Below are 570 nucleotides of genomic sequence, written 5' to 3' on the forward strand. Positions count from 1 at the left end.
CGATAAAGGGCTATTCCCATTTGTGCAAAGCGATTCTAATGGCGTGCGTTACTTCTCTCAAAGCGATGTCGCGTGGGTAGAGTGGGTGCAGTGCTTGCGTGCGTGTGGCATGCCCCTAGCCACGATAAAGACTATATCCACTTATCTCAACAAGGCATGAAAAGTGCCCCACAACGCAAGGCGATTTTAGGGCAACAGCTTAAAGATTTACGCCTTCAGCTAGACACCTTGCACCAAGCAGAAGCTAAAATCGCCCATAAAATCGCACTCTATACGCAAATGATCAAAGAGCAAAAGGACTTTTTGAATCCAAGCAACCCCGCTTACACGGGCAAACCTAAAAAGAACCCTTGACAAACAAATAGGGGTACAATCTTTGTGTAAGGGCACAATTCTATTGTGTAAAAGCACGACTTTCTTGTGTAAGGGCACAACTGCATTGTGCCTTCCTTTAAAAACGAGGGCAAAATCAAAGCGTGGGGGATGAGCGAGGCTTTGTGAGGCACATAACATTACCTATGTTGCCTTTTCACCTCTAGGCAAGGGCTTTTTAGGGGGCAAATTTGCCAA

1 protein-coding gene is annotated in these 570 nt (G+C 46.0%); it reads left to right on the forward strand.

Annotated features, from left to right (window positions below; all coding sequences use genetic code 11):
• The first annotated feature begins 72 nt into the window (after nt 1-72).
• A complete protein-coding gene (locus tag QSJ47_RS08130) occupies nt 73-354 on the forward strand; it encodes a MerR family transcriptional regulator (protein WP_260321743.1) in 282 nt (93 codons plus the stop codon).
• Nucleotides 355-570: the final 216 nt, after the last annotated feature.

It is taken from the genome of Helicobacter sp. NHP22-001 (assembly GCF_030270165.1).
Lineage (GTDB): Bacteria > Campylobacterota > Campylobacteria > Campylobacterales > Helicobacteraceae > Helicobacter > Helicobacter gastrofelis.